This is a genomic window from Cupriavidus sp. YAF13, assembly GCF_052113425.1.
GTDB lineage: Bacteria > Pseudomonadota > Gammaproteobacteria > Burkholderiales > Burkholderiaceae > Cupriavidus.
The window spans coordinates 1-14,739 of the sequence record NZ_JBFRDD010000050.1 but is presented as its reverse complement, the minus strand read 5'-3'; the positions used below and the strand labels follow the sequence as shown (position 1 = coordinate 14,739).

Sequence of the window (14,739 nt, the reverse complement as noted above, 5' to 3'; positions counted from 1 at the left end):
GCACCAAGCACCAAGCAGCAGCACCCGCAACACAGATCACGGAACCCGATCATGAGCCTGATGGATTTTTTGCAGAACGCAGCCTCCGCCCTTGGCGGCAATCCCGAGCAGCAGGTGGACCACATCGCGCAGAACGCCCCGGAGGGCGCGCTTGGCCAGTTGCTGGCCGGTGCTTTCCACTCGGATCAGACGCCGGCCTTCGGCAATATGGTAGGGGAGTTGTTCGGCCAGTCCAACGGTGCGCAGCAGGCGGGCATGCTTAACCAGCTGCTGGCAACGCTTGGGCCGGCGGTGCTGTCCGGCGCGGCAGGCGGCGCACTGGGCAATCTGCTGCAGCCCGGCGCGACCCAGGTCACGCCCGAGCAGGCCAGCCGGCTGAGCCCGGCGCAGGTGCAGGAGATCGCCACCCACGCCGAGCAGGTCCATCCGGGCATCGTCGACCAGATCGCCGGCTTCTACGCGCAGCACCCCACGCTGGTCAAGACCATCGGGAGCGCCGCGCTGGCCATTGCGCTGGCCAAGTTCAAGGAACACCAGCAAGGCTGAGTGCCCGGGCTGGCATGGGCTTGAAGGCCTTGTCGCAGCGCCCCGCGACCTCAGCGCGGGGCGGTGTGCCTATGGCAGTTCCACCTCCAGCCGCGCCAGCGTGCGCAGCAGCGTTTCGTCGTCGGGCGACAGGTGAGTCGCCATCGCAAACGCGGCGCGCGCCTCGTCCTTGCGATTCAGCTGCCACAGCGCTTCTCCCTTGTGCACCAGGCCTTCCACGCGTGCGCCCAGGTTGCTCTCGGTGCCCTCGCCAAAGGCGGCCAGCGATTGCTCCATGTAGCCGAGCGCCTGCTCCGGCTGGCCCAGGCGGAACAGTGCCCAGCCTTTGCTGTCGAGGATAAATGGGTCATCGGGCGAGTGAGCCAGCGCCTCGTCGATCATCGCCATGCCGCGCCCGACCATCCAGTTCGCATCGACCAGCGAATAGCCAACCTCGTTCAGGTTCTCCTTGGCGAGCGGTGCCAGGCCAAGCGCGATATCCAGCTGCCTGTCGTCCCGTCCGGCAATCGCCAGGTCGATCAGCTTGCGCCGCACGCGTGCCTGGAAATCCGCACTGATTTCGTCCTTGCCGGCCTCGTAGCTGGCCAGCATCTGCCGGAACACGGCCGCCGGCCCGGCGCTGGTGGGCAGGGCGGCGATGGTCTCGGACTGGCGCTTGCACCAGGCATATTGGGCCGGTTCCATACTGCCAAACTCATAGTCCAGGCTGATCGTCTGGGCCTTGTGGCTTTGCGCGTAGTAGGTATAGCCGCGGCTATCCGTCCTGTTGCAGAACAGGAAACCGTCCTTGAGGTCGAGCACATAGGGCAGGCCGCCCATGGGATGGTTGCTGGTCTCGCCACGCAGCAAAAACGACTCTCCGAAATCCCCATCGCCGATGATCGGGTTGAGGATCCACTTGCCCTTGGGATAGCGCTTAGGCAGCCGCACCGACACGGTATTGCCCTGCTTGTCGGTGACGCCAAAGATCACACTGTCCTGCTCGTTCGGCTTCGGCGTGACGCCAGCGATCCGCTGGCCCGGCAGGAACAAGCGGTAACGGGCCTCGGGCAGGGGCCGGTTGGTGGCCGGATCGCGCAGCACGAACCGGTGCACCTGCGCGCCTTCGCCGAGCGTGCCCGGCTGGCGGTAGTCGCGCGCCTGGGTCATGGCGGGAATGGTTGCCACAGCCAACAGCACTGCGCCCTTCAGGTAAAGCGTTTTGCTTCTCATTGTCTTGGTATTCAGGTTGAATTGGATTCGGGCGGTCAGGCGCCCATGCCGCTGGCGCGCAGGCTGCCCAGCATGCCGTGCAGGTCATGGCTCATGACCGCCAGGAACGCCACCAGCCCGAGGTAGTACAGCGTATAGGTCAGGCGCATTTCCGCGCTGATGGTGTAATACGCGCGGTTCTCCGGGGCCTGCGGATCGTAGCGCCAGGCCTTGAGCAACTGCGGGGCCGCCAGCAGCGCCACCAGGATCAGGATCGGGCTGGGGCGCCACAGGAACATCGCCACCAGCACCGGCACGCCAATGAACCAGATGCGCGGCGACAGCACCGCGGTGACGCGGCCGCCATCGAACGGCGAGAGCGGGATCAGGTTGAACAGGTTGATAAAGAAGCCCGCATAGGCCAGCGCCAGCATCAGGCCGCTGCCGGTGCCGCGGCCGATGTAATAGCAGGCCAGCGCGCCCAGGGTGCCAACCACCGGCCCCGCCAGCCCGATATAGGCCTCGGTCTCGACGTCGACCGGCTGGTCCTTGAGTTCGACCCAGGCCCCGACGAACGGAATGAAGGTGGGCGCGCCCACGGCCAGCCCGCGGCGGCGCGCGGCCAGGAAATGGCCCATCTCGTGGACAAAGATCAGCAGCACGAAGCCGACGGCATAGCGCCAGCCGAAGATCAGCGCATAGGCGCCGATCGACAGCAGCATGGTGCCGCCCGTGGTCAGCAGCTTGCCCATCTTCAGGCCGCCCATGAGCAGGAGCAGCAGTTTGGTCATTCGTGCAAATCCGTAGCCGGGAGGGAGGAATGCGCCTTCACTTCGGCTCTGCGGGACCGGACGGCTTGCGCTTGAACCACTTGGTGGCGGAATAGCCGATGCCCGCCACTGCCAGCATGATCACCTTGGCGAACTTGGCGAAGAACGCCGCCAGGATGGCCAGCAAGCCCAGCTTCTTCGCCGCCACCCCGCCGATCAGCGCGGCCAGCCCGTATTCCGCCACCTTGTCGGTGCTGGAATTGAAATCCGCATAGGCCTTGCCCTCGGAGAAGTCGAGGTTGGACAGCAACGTGCGCACCACGGGTTTGTTGGCGTCGACCTGGTCGCGCGCGGTGATCAGGTTCAGGCTGACGTAGCCTTCCCGCCCGAGCGCATAGGTGTTGTAGTTGACGGATTGCGGGGCATCGGCCGGCTGGCCTTTCTCGCGAGCCGACATCGACCAGATCAGCCGATGGCTGGCCGCCTCATAGTGGGGCCGCTCCACCCAGCCGACGATCTCAAGCCCGCGGATGCCGCGCTTCTCCCGCTCCTCGTTGGCGGCTTCCGTGCCTTCCTTGAGCGATTTGAAGAGATCGTCGACATTCCAGTCCTTGGCGTCGTCGTCACGGATGTAGCCCGAGGGCTCGTACTTGGCCACCACCATCCAGTCGTCGTCGCCGGTGGGCAGCACCAGGCCGAGCAGCCGCTCGTCGGTGAGGTTGCCCATGGCGTGCATGAGCTTGCCGGCGGCCGGTTGGGGAATGAAGATTTCCTTGGCCGGCAGCTTCAGTGTGGCCTGTTCCCCCAGTTTTACCGTGGCCGGACCCGCCTGGGCGCTGGACTGCGCTGCCTGCCAGGCTGCCTCCATCTCCTTTTCCTTGCTCTCGCTGCCTTGCGCCAGCAGGCTGCCGGAAGCAAGGAGGCTCATCCCGCATGCCAGGCTGGCCAGCATGCCACGCAACTCATGACCCATCATTCCCACAATGACTTCTCCCTTCGCTTGATTATTTGTTTGTTTTTTTTGGGGCACTGCCCATGATGGCCGGGGGAAGGGGGGCTTCCAGTGGCCGCGCATGCAGTGCAATTGCCCGATATTCCGGGGGTTGGTGATTTTAGCGTTTTTTTTATTTGCGGCAGGGAAAGGGGATATTGGTTTGCTGGGTTGGTCGCTGTTTCTTTGTACGGCGTTGGCTTTTGTACCCAAAGGCCAACGCCGTACAAAGAAACAACGACCAACCCCGCAGAGCGATGTCGTATGGCTTTTGGGTGCAAAAACCAACGCCGACGAAATAAACAGCGACGCCCCACGCAAAACCCCAAAAACTACCAAAACACCTCCCGGATCATCCCCCCAAATCTCATGCCGCCAAGCCACCGGCCGAGATGGATGCGGTGCTGCACCAGCCGGAGGTGAAGGCGCGCCTGATCGAGTACGGGATCGATCCGGTAGGCGGGACGCCCGACCAGTTCCAGGCATTCATCAAGGAAGAATTCAGGGCTAGCCAATCAGCTTGAGCAGCGCGGGCACCGTCAGCACGGCGGTGTAGTAGCCCATGAACTGCACGCCGGTATTGAAGCCGATCGCCCTGGAAAGCAGCCCGCCCAGCAAGCCCATGGTCAGGATCACCAGCAGGCCAAGGAACTGGCCCTCCCAGACGCTGATGACCAGGATCAGGCCGACGAAGGTGGCGATGATGGCTTCATGAGAGACCTTGCGCGACACGAACAGGGCGGCGCTGCGCGCGTAGTTCATGGCAAACGGGTAGGRCACCAGCGCGGCTAGCAGCACGGCCAGCAGCCCGTAGCCCAGGAACTCCCAGTGGTTCAGCAGGTTGTGCAGGTTGTGGGTCTGGCCGGCGCCGGCATCCACGGTGTAGACGGGCGGCGCATTGAACAGCGGCGCGGCGGGGCCGGCGGCAACCGGGCTGAGCGGCAAGCCGAAGGCGATGAGCGGGATCAGGGCCTCGGCAATATAGGTGGCTTCCGTGATGCCGTTGCGTGCGCTGAGCACGGTGGTGAGGCGGTGATAAGCGTGCTTGACCCGTGCCCCCACGATCTCGCCGAGGACCACGGTCATGGCGACCGGGCTGAACACGAACGTCGCGCTCGACACGGTGGCGGTGGCCACGGTCCATTTCACCTGGCTGCGATCGAGCACCTTGAACGGATTGGGGAAGTACCCCGACCAGCCTTTGACGTCAGGCGCTAGCGCGAACTTGCGCACGCGGTCCCGCTGCATGCGCGGGCGATCCACCGGGGAGATGGAGGAGAAGAGATCCGCAATGAGCGGGCCGATGGCGATGCCCAGGAAGTAGCTGATGCTCAGCTTGACGCCGAACTTCGCCGTCAGCGTCTGCAACGCCACGATGACTACGACAAAGGGCACCAGCGTGGCCACCGAAGCCCACCTGCCGACGGAGCTGTAGGCGATGATCACGGCGGCCACCACGAAGATCCACGGCGCGGCCTTGGTGATCGCCGAGCCGAACGGCGCGAGCAGGACGGCGAAGAGCACCGCCAGCGGCACGGCGATAAACGCCGCGATGAGCGCGCCCGAGATCATCTTGCGCAGCGCGATATGCGGCACGCCCAGGTTGCGCAGGTGGTTGGCATCCTGGAGCAGCGGCGTGGCCATCGTGTCGCCGGGGATGCCGAGCAGCGCGGTGGGGATGGCGTGGGTCATGTGCTTGGCGACGGCGCCGGCGAGGAAGAACGTGAACACCCCCTCGGGCGGCACGCCCAGCAACACCACCAGCAGCGTCAGCGGCGCCAGCGTGGTGGTTTCATCGGTGCCGGAGATCAGGCCGATCGCCGCAAAGACGACGGCGCCGGCCAGCCCCATGCCGGCGGCAATGAGGATGTGGGTAAGCAGTGCAGATTCGATCATGATGAGCCTTCGATATCCTGGATATCCGTGGGCAGGCGTTCAAGCCAGGTTGGACCGGGGGCTGGCGGGCGCGGTGGGCGTGACGGACGTGGAGAGCGCCGCGTCCTCTGCCGGCTGCGGCACGCCATTGCGGCGCTCGCGCGCTGCGAAGAGCGCGAAGAGTTGCAGCTCCTTGAGCTCCTGCACCACGGACGCGGGAAGGTCTGCGATGGCGCCGAGCCCACCGGCTTCCTCCGCGAGCTTGTCCAGCACTTCCTCGCGCCAGGTCGGATCGGCGGCCTCGCCTTCGATCACTTCACGTTTAGGCCGGAACAGGCAGGCGCAGATAACGCCCGCAAGCAGGCAGCCCGCCAGGCCGGCCAGCATGGCGTAGGCACGCGCCAGCTCCGGTGTCTTGACCAGCCCGTTGAGCACGCGGCTGGCGAGCAGGAATCCCGTCAGGCTGACCACGGCCCCGATGGCGATGGACCACGCCAGGTGCCGGGTATCCGCGGTGTCGCCCCAAACCTCGACGAGACGCCGCGCCGATGGCGCTTGCTGTGTGTTCATTTACATGTCTCCGGATGTGGCTGGCATCCAGGCGCTTGCGTGCTTGCGTGCTTGCGCGCGTCGATGCCAGCTCTGGTTCTTGTCTTTCGCCGCGGCTGTGCCGCGTTTTCTTGCTTACCTGCTTACCTGCCTAGCTACTTGCCAGCCCACCTGCTCCTGAGTGCCGCCAGCAATGCCACCGCCCGGTCGGTGCGCACGTCTTTCTCCTCGGCCATGCGCTTTGCAATGCTGTCGACCTCGTCGCCGGTGGCGCCGGCCACCAGCGCGATGTTGCGCGCATGCAGCGCCATGTGGCCGCGCTGGATGCCCTCGGTAGCCAGCGCCCGCAGCGCGCCAAGATTCTGTGCCAGGCCCACCGCGACCGCAGTCTCGCCGAGTTCCTGGGCGGATTTGACGTCGAGGATCTTCAATGCCAGGCGCGCCAGCGGATGCGTCTTGGTGGCGCCCCCGACGAGACCCACCGGCATCGGCATTTCGATGGTGCCGACCAGGGCGCCGCTGGCGTCTTTCTCCCAGTGCGTCAGCGACGTATAGCGGCCGCCGCGGCAGGCATAGGCATGGGCGCCGGCCTCGACCGCGCGCCAGTCATTGCCGGTCGCCACGATCACGGGGTCGATGCCGTTCATGATCCCCTTGTTGTGCGTGGCGGCCCGGTAGGGGTCGATGGCGGCAAAGGTATACGCGTCGATCACGCCCTCGATGATCTCGGCGCCGCTGCGCTCCTTGGTGGCGAGCACCGCCGGCGTGAGCCGCACGCGGGCACGTGCCAGCCGCAGGTCGGCCAGGTTGGAGAGGATGCGCAGCCGCACGGAGCCGCCGGTGATGTTTTCGACAAGCGGCGAGACCGCTTCGGCCATGGTGTTTACCGTGTTGGCGCCCATGGCATCGCGCACATCCACGATCAGGTGGATCACAACCATGGCCCCGCGTGGCGTATCGGGGAAGACGTGGACCTCGATGTCCTTGCAGCCGCCGTCAAGGCCAATCAGCACCTTGTCGCGGCTGTTTGCCACGTCCAGGATCGCCGCTCGTTGCTTCAGCAAGGCCTGCCGGGCGCCGTAAGGGTCCGTGACACCCAGGACCTGCACCTGCGCCCGCATCAGCGGGCCTGTGCTGGATGCCTCGAAGCCGCCGCATTCGCGCGCCAGCTTGGCCATGAACGAGGCCGCGGCCACCACCGACGGCTCTTCCACCACCATCGGCACCAGCACGTCCCGGCCATTGACCTGGAAATTGCCCGCGACGCCAAACGGCAGCTCAAACGTGCCGATCACATTCTCGATCATGCCGTTGGCGAGCTCCACGCCTAGCGCCCCAGGCTCGGCCAGGAGCCGGATGTCCTGCGCCGACAAGGCGGCGGCATCGCCCACATAGGCCAGGCGCTGGGCCGGCGTCATGGCGCGGAAATTGGGCAGGCGGGAATCGGTCACCATCGGTGTCTCCGTGAGTGGGTTTGGAATGGAGACAGTTTAGGTACACTGTACCAGCATAAAAAGGTACAGTTAGGCAGGACAGTTTGATCCAGCCTTCCGGAGCACAAGCCGATGACGAACCCCAGATCCCCCTCGATTGCCACCGTGCTGGCCGATGCCATCGAGCGGCAGATTGTCGAAGGCGCTTACCGCACCGGCGACAAGCTGCCCTCGCTCAGGGAGCTGGCGCAGTTGCACGGGTACAGCAAGAACACGGTTGTCGCCGCGTTCGAGATCCTGGTGGGGCGCGCGCTGGTGGAACCCCGGCGCGGCGCGGGCTACTTCGTGCTCGAGCGGCCGGCCAAAGCGCCGCGGGACGAAGATGCCGGCTCGCTGCGGCGCGCGATGGACATCGTCTGGCTGATGCGCGAGCAGTTGAAGAGCAGCCCGGACGTGCTGGCGGTGGGCGATGGGTTTCCGCCGGTGGCGTGGCTAGCCGAGGCGCGCCTGGACAAGTACCACCACAAGGTGGTGCGCACCGGCCTGGGCGCCTTGTTTCGCTACGGCAACCGCTTCGGCTACGGGCCTCTGCGCGATCACCTGGTGCGCAAGCTGGGCGACCTTGGCATCGGCGCCGATCCCCGGCAGATCGTGCTGACGCACGGCGCCAACGATGCCATCGACCTGGTGATTCGGTATTTCCTGCCGGCCGGCGCGACGGTGCTGGTCGACGATCCCGGCTATTACCCGCTGTTCGGCAAGCTCAAGCTGGCTGGCGTCAGGATTGTCGGCGTGCCGCGCCTTGCCGATGGGCCTGACCTGGAGGCGCTGGAGCAGCTGCTGATCCAGGAACGGCCGCGCTTGTTCTTCACCCAGTCCGTCGCGCACAACCCCACCGGCTCGGACCTCTCCGCCGCCAAGGCCTACCGCGTGCTGCAGCTGGCGCAGAAGTTCGACCTGCTGCTGGTGGAAAACGACGCGCTGGCGGATTTCAAGCCCACCACGCTGCCCCGGCTCGCGGCGCTGGATCAGTTGGAGCGGACCATCTACATCGGCAGCTTCTCCAAGTCCGTCTCCGCCGCGTTGCGGGTGGGATTCATTGCCTGCGGCGCGGATCTGGCAAGCGATCTCGCCGATCTCAAGGCGCTGATCCACGTGAGCAGCTCGGAGTATTGCGAGCGCACCGTCGATGTGATCCTGAGCGAGGGGCACTACCAGCGCTACATCACCAAGCTGCGCTCCCGACTGGCGGAGGCCACCGACAAGGCGCTGGCGCTGTTCGACCGGCTGGATGCGCGCATCTTTGCGCGGACCGGGCAGAGCTTGTACCTGTGGGGCGCGCTGCCGAACGTGGACGACTCGCTGGTGCTGGCGCAGAAACTGCTGCCGCAGAAGGTCGTGATCGCCCCGGGCCGCGTCTTTCGCGTGGACTCCGAGGCGACATCGCCGTGGTCGCGCTTCAATGTGGGCGCGGTGCTGGATCCCAGGTTCGAGGCAGCTGTGCGCGGCGCGCTGGATCGTTAGCGCAATGCATGGCCGCCCGCGTCGACGGGGGCAGAGGAGATGCCTTCATCGATCATTTGCAAGTGCCCCATACGGTACTGCGGGCGTGAAGGCGCGCTATCGAGATGCGCTACCGAGACGTAGCGTTTGCGTTTTCGCATCCACCTTTGCGCTTCGTGACAGCCCACTATACTGACGTAGACGCGCCGAAGCTCAGGGCCGCGTCGGGACGACAGCCGCTACTGTGCCGGTCCTTGCCTCGCATCCACACTCACCAACATGGAGGTTGAATATGTCGATTCGCATCGGTGATGAAGCGCCCGATTTTACTGCCGATACTACGGAGGGGAAAATCAGTTTCCACGAATGGATTGGGGACAAATGGGCCATCCTGTTCTCCCATCCGAAGGACTTCACCCCGGTCTGTACCACGGAACTGGGCTATATGGCCCGGCTCAAGCCGGAATTCGACCGGCGCAACACCAAGATCATCGGCCTGAGCGTGGACCCCGTGGCGGACCACCAGAAGTGGGTCAAGGACATCGAGGAAACGCAGGGCCACGCCGTCAACTATCCGATGATCGGCGACGTCGACCTCACGATCGCAAAGCTCTATGACATGATCCATCCGAACGCGAGTGGCGGGCCGCGCACTGCCGTGGACAATGCCACCGTGCGCTCGGTGTTCCTGATCGGGCCGGACAAGAAAGTCAAGGCGATGCTGGTCTATCCGATGAGTGCCGGCCGCAATTTTGACGAAGTGCTGCGGCTGCTGGATTCGCTGCAGCTGAATGCAAAGCACACGGTAGCCACGCCGGTGAACTGGAAGCCGGGCGAAGACGTGATCATCCCCACCTCGGTCTCCGACGACGACGCCAAGAAGAAATACCCACAGGGCTTCAAGACGCTCAAGCCGTATTTGCGGGTGGTGTCGCAGCCGAAGTAAGGGGCAGGCGGCGGATGGGTTCGCAGTGAGATGGTGGCGCCGATCCTCCGGCTGGAGGACGGCGCGCATTGTTGTCAGCGCGGTTGTAAGCCGAAGTCGTAAGCTGCGGTCGTCAGCGCGCGCCTGCCAGTGAAGCCCTCAGTTCATCGCGCTGCGTGAAACTCGGCGTGGCCAGCCAGCCGACGAAGTCGTCGTGCCAGTTCTCCCAGGCGTTTTCGTCGAAGTCGAAGGCCTCGTCCAGCCGCCCGCCGTCGCGCAGGTAGGTGCCGACGATCCGCGTGCCATCCCAGTACGCCGCCACGGCCACGTCGGCGAGGTCCGCCGTGGTCCCGACCGGGAGGTCGCGCAGCAACATGGACAAGTGTGCCTTGAACGATGCGAATTCGTTTGAGGTCATGGCTTGCTCCGCTGATGGGAAGAGTATGTCCAGAGGATGTACCCGTTCCCGGGGCGCGTCAATTCCGAGCGTTGCGCGCCGCACGCAAGGCAGCCGGCCGAGCAGCCAGCCGAGCGGCCAACTACAGGATTCCCCGCTCCCTCAAGCCCGCGACATCCCCGTCGCTCAAGCCCAGTTCCGCCCGCAGGGCCGCATCCGTGTGCTCGCCCAGCATCGGCGGGCAGCGCATCGCCACGGGCGTGGCCGAGAACCGCATCGGGCTGCGCAGGCTCGGCGCATCCACGCCGCGCCCGTGCGGCAGTTGCACCAGCAAGCCCCGATGCTTGACCTGCGCATCCTCGAACACTTCGTCGAGCTCGTTGATCGGGCCGCCTGGCACGCCGGCGCGTTCCAGCGACGCCAGCAGGTCCGCCGCGTTCCAGGTGGCCACTCGCTGGGCAATCGTCTCGCGCAGCATGTCGCGGTTGGCAACCCGGTCGGCGTTCTGCATGTAACGCGGATCGGCCGCGAGCTCGGGCATGCCGAGCAGCTTGCACAGCGCGGCGAACTGGCCGTTGTTGCCGGAGGCAATGATCAGGTGGCCGTCGCGGCAGGCAAAGACTTCGGAGGGCGCGGCCACGGGGTTGCTGTTGCCGGCGCGCCGGGGCAGCTTGCCGGTCATCTGGTAGCCCAGCGCCAGGTGGCCATTGACGGCGACCGAGGCATCGAGCATGGCGGCGTCGATGTACTGGCCTTCGCCTGTGGCCTGGCGGTGGTAGAGCGCGCCCAGCAGGGAGACGGTGGCGTACAGGCCGGTGAGGATGTCGGTGATGGGAATGGCGGTGCGCATCGGCTCGCCGCCGGGGCTGCCGTCCGGCTGGCCGCAGGTGCTCATCAGGCCGGCCATGCCTTGCAGGATGAAGTCGTAGGCCGGGCGGGCCGCGTAGGGGCCATCGGGGCCGAAGCCGGTGACCGAACAATAGATCACATCGGGGCGCACCGCGCGGATGGATTCGTAGTCGAGGCCGTATTTCTTCAGGCTGCCAGCCTTGTAGTTCTCCACCACCACGTCGCAGCGGGCGGCCAGCTGGCGTACCAGCTCGGCGCCCTCGGGCCGGGAGATATCGATCGTGACCGACTGCTTGCCGCGGTTGCAGGCCAGATAGAAGGCGGAGTCGTTGGTGACCGCGCCCTGCGCATCGGTCAGGAACGGGCCCATCTTGCGGGTGTCGTCACCGTCGCCGGGCTTCTCGATCTTGTAGACGGTGGCACCCATGTCGGCCAGGTTCTGCGTGGCCCATGGGCCGGCTACCACCCGCGTCAGGTCGAGTACCTTGATGCCGTCGAGAATTGCGCTCATGTGCTTGCCACCTGGAGGATTGAGATCCCGCATCATTTGCCGGATCGGCCGGCCACGCAATTCGCCAATGCCAAAGCCGGCTTACTGCGGGGCGCAAGCGTGCGTGTGGCCAGCGTGGGGTTGATGCGTATGGTCGGCGGACCCTTGTGCCGGGTGCGCCTGGTGCGGATCGAAGTCGCAGCTCGGATTGGCTTCGTCATGCGAATGCGGCGACAGCGCGCCGGGGATGTGCCGGCTGTTGAGCCCGTCGGCGTTGAGCCAGGCCCGCGTGGCCGCGGCGGCGCGGTCGATCAGCGTGCCGCACTGGGTGTAGTCGTAGGGGGAGACGTCGAGCGGGCACRGTGGCGGGACGACCGAGATATGCGCGTGATCGGCCCAGCGCTCCAGGTCCTGCACCAGCTGGCGCGCCACCAGCAGCGACAGCGCGTTGAAGGCATGGTCGATGGGGCCGCGCGGCTCGCGCCGCCGCGCGCAGGCAAAACCTGCCGGCAGCACTACCACGCGCGTGGCGCCCAGGCGGATGGCGGTGGACACCGGCGTGTTGTTGGCCACGCCGCCATCGATCAGTTGCCGCCCGCCCAGCGACACCGGCGGAAACACGCCGGGGATGGCGGCGCTTGCCAGCACCGACTGGACCAGGCTGCCGGAGGACAGCACCACCTCCGCGCCGGTGGCCATGTCGGTGGCCACCACGTACAGCGGCAGCTCGGCGCGCTCCATCGCCATATCGCCAAAGTGGCGCGACAGCAGGCGCTGCAGGGCGGCGGAGTCAACGAGGTGGGCGCGCTGCCCGCGCAGCATGCCGAACAGGCTGCGCCACGACCACGGCATCACCTCGGCCCGGCGCAAGCCGCGCCAGAGCGTCTCGAGCTGGTTGGTGCCGGCCACATGCGGGTTGCAGGCGTAATAGGCGCCGTTGATGGCGCCGGCCGAGGCGCCGATCACCAGATCAGGCTTGACGCCCCACGCCACCAGCTCGCGCAGCATGCCGGCCTCGATGGCGCCGAGGCTGCCGCCGCCTGCAAAGACAAATGCGGTTTTTTCCATGGGCTCTGGTGCAGTGCATTAAAGCGGAGATCGCTGTCAAGGAAAGGATAGGCGACATTGCGCCGGCATGACAGGCGCGCGTGGGGCCAGCGGGCGCGGATGGCACATAATGTGCATGCAGTGCTAGGAAAAGCACGCGCGCCGAGGGTGTCCTGGCCGCCAAGAGAGGAGACAATGAGCAGTTCAACCGACAAGTTTTCGGCCACCATGCGCGATGGCCTGGCCCATCTCGCGCGGCGCCTGCGCTTTGCCATGGAGGAGGGCTCCATCTGGCTGGACGAGCAGCGCATGATCCTGATTCATACCGCGGCGCTGGGCGCCTTGCGCAAGGAATTGGTGGATACCCTAGGCATGGAGCGCGCGCGCGGCTTGTTCATGCGCATGGGCTTTCATTCCGGCATGCGCGACGCGGAGCTGGCCAAGAAGCTGCGCCCGGGCGACAGCGACTTTGGCCTGCTCGAGATCGGGCCCTGCCTGCACACCATCGAAGGCGTGGTGCGGGTGACGCCGGTCAAGGTGGACATCGACATCGCGGCAGGCATCTACGATGGCGAATTCCTGTGGGAAGACTCCTTCGAAGGCGACGTGCACCGGCAGCTGTTCGGCATCGTCGACGCGCCTGCCTGCTGGATGCAGATCGGCTACGCCACCGGCTACACCTCGGCCCTGATGGGCCGCACCATCCTCTACCGCGAGGTCGAGTGCATTGCCTGCGGCTCTGATCACTGCCGCATCGTCGGCAAGCCGCTGGAGGCGTGGGAGGACGGCGCCGAAGTGCTAGCGCTTTACCAGCCCGACCCGGTGATCGAGACCATCCTGGAATTGCAAAGCGAGGTCGAGCACCTGCGCGCCCTGCAGCGCAGCACCGACAAGCCAGCCGACCTGGTGGGCTGCTCGCCCGAGTTCCGCGCTGCCTGGGGCCTGCTGCAGCGCGCCGCCGGGAGCAGTGTCACGGTGCTGCTGCTGGGCGAGACCGGTGTTGGCAAGGAGCGCTTTGCGCAAGCGTTGCACGGCGTGAGCGCCCGGGCCGACAAGCCCTTCATCGCGGTCAATTGCGCCGCGATTCCCGATGAGCTGATCGAGGCCGAGCTGTTCGGCGTGGACAAGGGCGCCTTCACGGGCGCGCACCAGTCGCGCCCGGGCCGCTTCGAGCGGGCGCACGGCGGCACCCTGTTCCTGGATGAGCTGGGCGAGCTGTCGGCGTCGGCGCAGTCCAAGCTGCTGCGCGTGCTGCAGGAGGGCGAGGTAGAGCGCGTGGGCGGCGCCGAGCCGCGCAAGGTGGACGTGCGGCTGGTGGCCGCCACCAACGTGGACCTGGCCGAGGCCGTGAAGCAGGGTACCTTCCGCAAGGACTTGTATTACCGGCTCAACGTCTATCCCGTCACCATTCCGCCGCTGCGCGAGCGGCTCGACGATATCCGCCTGCTGGTCGAACGCTTCGTGGCCCGCTACGGCGCGCGCCACGGCAAGAAGATCGTCGGCATCACCGACCGCGCGCTGGCCGAGCTGCGCCGCTATGACTGGCCGGGCAATGTGCGTGAACTGGAGAACGTGATCGAGCGCGGCGTGATCCTGGCCAGCAACGGCGGCCAGATCTCCGCGGACCACCTGTTCCTGCCGACTAGCGCGCCGCCCGCCATGGACACCGCGCCGCGCCTTGGCGTCAAGGGCACCTTGCCCGAACTGCGGGAGGCTGCGGTGCATGGCTTGCTCGATCATATGGCTGAGCAGCAACTTGCCCTGGGCGATGTGGAGACGGTGCTGATGGAGGCGGCCATGCAGCGCGCCAATGGCAATATGAGCCAGGCGGCGCGGTTGCTGGGGATTACGCGGCCGCAGTTGGCGTATCGGTGGAAGATGAGGGGGGGAGGGGGTAAGGGGGGGTAAGGGGGGGGCTGTTTTGGGGCTTTCGCTGTTTCTTTGTACGGCGTTGGTTTTTGGACCCAAGGGCCATACGACATACCCCTACTGGGTTGGTCGTTGTTTCTTTGTACGGCGTTGGTTTTTGGACCCAAGAGCCATACGACATCCCCCTGCGGGGGCTGCCGGTCACTCTTCTTTGCGTCGGCAAAGAAGACTAACGAGAAGAAAGCCGACCCTGCCGGGTGCAGAGCAATCGCGGGTGCTGGGGATACTGGTTTCTTCGTACGGC

The 14,739-nt window shown here is 65.9% G+C and carries 14 protein-coding genes; 5 read left to right on the top strand and 9 right to left on the bottom strand.

All coding sequences use genetic code 11. From position 1 onward, the window contains the following. Positions 1-51 precede the first annotated feature (51 nt). Positions 52-546 carry a hypothetical protein gene (locus AB4061_RS31140; RefSeq protein ID WP_441640070.1) on the top strand — a complete coding sequence of 165 codons (495 nt, stop codon included), beginning with the start codon at positions 52-54 and terminating at the stop codon, positions 544-546. A gap of 69 nt (positions 547-615) precedes the next feature. Here the strand turns inward: AB4061_RS31140 and AB4061_RS31135 are convergent, their stop codons facing one another. Genes AB4061_RS31135 through AB4061_RS31125 form a run of 3 tightly spaced genes read right to left on the bottom strand, consistent with a single transcriptional unit; the run spans position 616 to position 3,435 of the window. Then, positions 616-1,758, bottom strand: coding sequence for a tetratricopeptide repeat protein (locus tag AB4061_RS31135; protein WP_441640069.1), 1,143 nt, complete (start codon positions 1,756-1,758; stop codon positions 616-618). 35 nt (positions 1,759-1,793) lie between these two features. After that, positions 1,794-2,528 carry a site-2 protease family protein gene (locus tag AB4061_RS31130; RefSeq protein WP_441640068.1) on the bottom strand — a complete coding sequence of 245 codons (735 nt, stop codon included), beginning with the start codon at positions 2,526-2,528 and terminating at the stop codon, positions 1,794-1,796. Positions 2,529-2,565: 37 nt separating this feature from the next. Beyond that, positions 2,566-3,435 (bottom strand): DUF2167 domain-containing protein, encoded by an 870-nt coding sequence (locus tag AB4061_RS31125; protein WP_441640067.1) that lies wholly within the window; start codon positions 3,433-3,435, stop codon positions 2,566-2,568. A gap of 455 nt (positions 3,436-3,890) precedes the next feature. Here AB4061_RS31125 and AB4061_RS31120 point away from each other — a divergent pair, with 455 nt between their 5' ends. Then, complete coding sequence (locus tag AB4061_RS31120) at positions 3,891-4,022, top strand: hypothetical protein (RefSeq protein WP_441640066.1); 132 nt, start codon at positions 3,891-3,893, stop codon at positions 4,020-4,022. Here the strand turns inward: AB4061_RS31120 and AB4061_RS31115 are convergent. The 3 genes from AB4061_RS31115 to AB4061_RS31105 all read right to left on the bottom strand — a co-directional run bounded on the left by AB4061_RS31115 (position 4,006) and on the right by AB4061_RS31105 (position 7,376). Continuing rightward, complete coding sequence (locus tag AB4061_RS31115; RefSeq protein WP_441640065.1) at positions 4,006-5,394, bottom strand: tripartite tricarboxylate transporter permease; 1,389 nt, start codon at positions 5,392-5,394, stop codon at positions 4,006-4,008. The genes AB4061_RS31120 and AB4061_RS31115 overlap by 17 nt on opposite strands. Before the next feature lie 39 nt (positions 5,395-5,433). After that, a complete protein-coding gene (locus AB4061_RS31110) occupies positions 5,434-5,943 on the bottom strand; it encodes a hypothetical protein (protein ID WP_441640064.1) in 510 nt (169 codons plus the stop codon). A gap of 134 nt (positions 5,944-6,077) precedes the next feature. Continuing rightward, complete coding sequence (locus AB4061_RS31105; RefSeq protein WP_441640063.1) at positions 6,078-7,376, bottom strand: hydroxymethylglutaryl-CoA reductase, degradative; 1,299 nt, start codon at positions 7,374-7,376, stop codon at positions 6,078-6,080. Between the two features lie 111 nt (positions 7,377-7,487). Between AB4061_RS31105 and AB4061_RS31100 the strand changes: the two genes are divergently transcribed. Together AB4061_RS31100 and AB4061_RS31095 are read left to right on the top strand one after the other, a co-directional pair. Beyond that, on the top strand, positions 7,488-8,879 hold the full coding sequence (locus tag AB4061_RS31100) for an aminotransferase-like domain-containing protein (RefSeq protein ID WP_441640062.1): 1,392 nt from the start codon (positions 7,488-7,490) through the stop codon (positions 8,877-8,879). A 271-nt stretch (positions 8,880-9,150) separates the two neighbouring features. Beyond that, entirely contained in the window at positions 9,151-9,804 is a 654-nt protein-coding gene (locus tag AB4061_RS31095) for a peroxiredoxin (RefSeq protein WP_441640061.1), read from the top strand. Positions 9,805-9,916: 112 nt separating this feature from the next. Here AB4061_RS31095 and AB4061_RS31090 read toward each other — a convergent pair whose 3' ends face one another. From AB4061_RS31090 to AB4061_RS31080, 3 genes are all read right to left on the bottom strand, one after another. After that, positions 9,917-10,201 carry a hypothetical protein gene (locus AB4061_RS31090; RefSeq protein ID WP_441640060.1) on the bottom strand — a complete coding sequence of 95 codons (285 nt, stop codon included), beginning with the start codon at positions 10,199-10,201 and terminating at the stop codon, positions 9,917-9,919. 121 nt (positions 10,202-10,322) lie between these two features. Continuing rightward, a complete protein-coding gene (locus AB4061_RS31085; RefSeq protein WP_441640059.1) occupies positions 10,323-11,540 on the bottom strand; it encodes a CaiB/BaiF CoA transferase family protein in 1,218 nt (405 codons plus the stop codon). Positions 11,541-11,621: 81 nt separating this feature from the next. Then, positions 11,622-12,587, bottom strand: coding sequence for a patatin-like phospholipase family protein (locus AB4061_RS31080; protein WP_441640058.1), 966 nt, complete (start codon positions 12,585-12,587; stop codon positions 11,622-11,624). A gap of 174 nt (positions 12,588-12,761) precedes the next feature. On the opposite strand from AB4061_RS31080, the gene poxR reads away from it, so the two are divergent. Then, positions 12,762-14,474 carry a phenol degradation transcriptional regulator PoxR gene (poxR, locus tag AB4061_RS31075; RefSeq protein WP_441640057.1) on the top strand — a complete coding sequence of 571 codons (1,713 nt, stop codon included), beginning with the start codon at positions 12,762-12,764 and terminating at the stop codon, positions 14,472-14,474. Positions 14,475-14,739: the final 265 nt, after the last annotated feature.